The 2522-nt window shown below is 72.7% G+C and carries 3 protein-coding genes; all 3 read right to left on the bottom strand.

The genetic code is table 11. The features are described from left to right. Window positions 1-720: LacI family DNA-binding transcriptional regulator (locus VR45_RS40165; RefSeq protein WP_045944920.1), on the bottom strand; the 720-nt coding region annotated here is incomplete at its 3' end. Between the two features lie 232 nt (window positions 721-952). Next, complete coding sequence (locus tag VR45_RS40160) at window positions 953-1993, bottom strand: ABC transporter permease (RefSeq protein ID WP_045944919.1); 1041 nt, start codon at window positions 1991-1993, stop codon at window positions 953-955. Beyond that, the coding region (locus tag VR45_RS40155; RefSeq protein WP_045944918.1) for an ATP-binding cassette domain-containing protein at window positions 1990-2522 on the bottom strand (533 nt) is incomplete at its 5' end. The genes VR45_RS40160 and VR45_RS40155, both read right to left, overlap by 4 nt.

Here is a 2522-nt window from a genome sequence, read left to right as displayed (position 1 = left end):
GATCGCGTAGCCGGACGCGGCGGTCCAGTCGCCGAAGTCGATCGGCGGCACGGGGGCTCCGGCCGCCTTCAGGGCGCCGTGCCAGGCGGCGGCCCGTCGGCGGGCGGCATAGGAGTTCTGCGGGCCGCCGATGTGCCGGACCGTCCGGTGCCCGAGGCCGAGCAGGTGCTGGACGGCGGCCGTGACGCCTGCCGCCTGGTCGGTGTCGACGGAGGTGTAGCGCCGGTCGGGATCGCCGTCCGCGACGACGACCGGCACGCCGGAGGTGATGTCGAAGCCGGGCCGGTCGAGGATCTGGGCCTCGATGACGGCGAGACCGTCGACGGCCTGGTCGGTGAGCAGCCGGACGGCGCGCTGGACGGCCTCCTCGGTCTCGTCCTCGATGCAGACCACGTGGACCGAGTAGCCCGCGGCCTGGGCGGCGCGGGAGATGGCGGCGAGGGTCCGGGCGTTGCCCTGCGCGGTGACGTCGAAGGTCACCACCCCGAGGGCGTGGAAGCGCCCGAGGGTGAGGGCCCGGGCCGCGCTGTTGCGCTGGTAGCCGAGCATCCGCATGGCGGACAGCACTCGCTCGCGGGTCTCGGGCTCGACGTTGGGCCGGTCGTTGGCGACCCGGGAGACCGTCTGCGAGGAGACTCCCGCGAGGGCCGCCACGTCGGCCTGGGACGCCGGGCGCCGGGCGGAACGCGCGGCAGTGCCGGGCTTCGCCGCGCTGTTCATACCGGCCCCTTCCCCTGATGTCTGCGCCGACATCGTAGCGGCCGTGATCAGCGGGCGGACCTGGCCGGAGGGAAGGGACCGGGGAGACGGGCCAGGGAGGAGCGGACCGGGGACACGTGGCCGCCCGCCCGCGCCCCGTCCGGCGCGGCGTCCCGGGGAGGAGCGGGACGCCGCGCCGGACGGGGTGCCGGGGCGGGGCGGGAGAGGAGCGTCGGTCAGGTCGTCGGGTCGGTCAGGCGGGGAGGCCGATGGGCCGTTCGCCGCTGCGGCGCTGCTGGATGACGACGGCGATGACCAGCAGGGAGCCCTGGGCGACGTTCTGCCAGAAGGAGTTGACGCCCTGGACGGTGAGGCCGTTCTCCAGACAGCCGAGGAGCGCGACGGCGAGCAGGGTGCCGCCGATGCCGCCCTTGCCGCCCTTGAGCGCGCAGCCGCCGAGGGCGGCGGCGGTGATGGCCTTGAGTTCGAGGCCCTCGCTGCCGGAGACGGGCTGGCCGCTTCCGGTGCGGGCGGTGAGCAGGACGCCGGCCACGGCGGCGACGACGCCGATCAGGCCGTAGACGGCGATCAGGTACTTGTTGATGCTGATGCCGGCGAGGCGGGCGGCGGTGTCGTTGCCGCCGATGGCGTAGATGTTGCGGCCGATGTCGGTGTACTTGAGGAGGACGTGGACGCCGAGGGCGACCAGGACGAGGATCCACACCATGACGGGCAGTCCGGCGATCTTGCCGCGGCCGAGGAAGACGAAGACGTCGTCGTTGAGGACGTAGCCCTGGGCGCGCCCGTCGGAAAGGAGTTGGGCGAGTCCCTTGTAGGCGGCGAGTCCGGCGAGGGTGGCGATGGTGGGGTTGACCCGGCCGTAGACGATGACCAGGCCGTTGACGATGCCGACGAGGACGCCGACGGCCAGGGCGGCGGCGATGCCGAGGTAGGGGTTGGACCCGGTGGAGGTGAAGGCCATCGCGCTGACCACGGAGGCGACGCCGGCCTGGGAGCCGACGGAGATGTCGAGGCCGCCGATGATGATGACCACGGTCTGGACGACGGCGAGCAGTCCGGTGATGGTGGCGGCCTCGGCGATGACCTGCATGTTGCCCAGGCTGAGGAAGTTGTCGTTGAGGGTGCCGAACAGGGCGAGCACGACGACGAGGGCGCCGATGAGGCTGAGGTTCTGGGCGCCGACGGAGGCGAGGATCCTGGTCGCGCCGCCGGAGGGGTGCGGCAGGTTCCCGCCGGCCTCGGTCGTGGGCGGGGTGCCGGTGGTGGTGCTCATGCGGATGCTCCAGGAGTGGGGACGGTGGCGATGTCGTCGGCCATGGCGAGGCTGAGGATGGCCTCCTCGGTGGCGTCGGCGCGGTCAAGTTCGCCGGTGACGCGGCCGTTCTGCATGACGAGGACGCGGTCGGCGAGGCCGAGGATCTCGGGGAGTTCGGAGGAGATGACGAGGACGGCGACGCCGTCGGCGGCGAGGTCGGCGATGATCCGGTAGATCTCGGCCTTGGCGCCGATGTCGATGCCGCGGGTGGGCTCGTCCAGGATGAGGACCTTGGGCCTGCGGGCGAGCCAGCGGGCGAGCACGACCTTCTGCTGGTTGCCGCCGGACAGTTTGCGGACCTCGTGCTCGATGGAGGGCGTGCGGACCCGCAGCCGGTCCGTGTACTCCTGGGCGAGTTCGCGCTCGGCGGCGCGCCTGACGAAGCGGAAGCGGCGCAACCGCTCCAGGACGACGGTGGAGGTGTTGTCGCGGATCGAGCGGTGCAGGAACAGGGCCTGGGCCTTGCGTTCCTCGGGGGCGAGGCCCA

The sequence above is a fragment of the Streptomyces sp. NRRL S-495 genome, from assembly GCF_000966955.1.
Taxonomy (GTDB): Bacteria; Actinomycetota; Actinomycetes; order Streptomycetales; family Streptomycetaceae; genus Kitasatospora; species Kitasatospora purpeofusca.
This window is presented reverse-complemented; position numbering and strand designations above follow the sequence as displayed.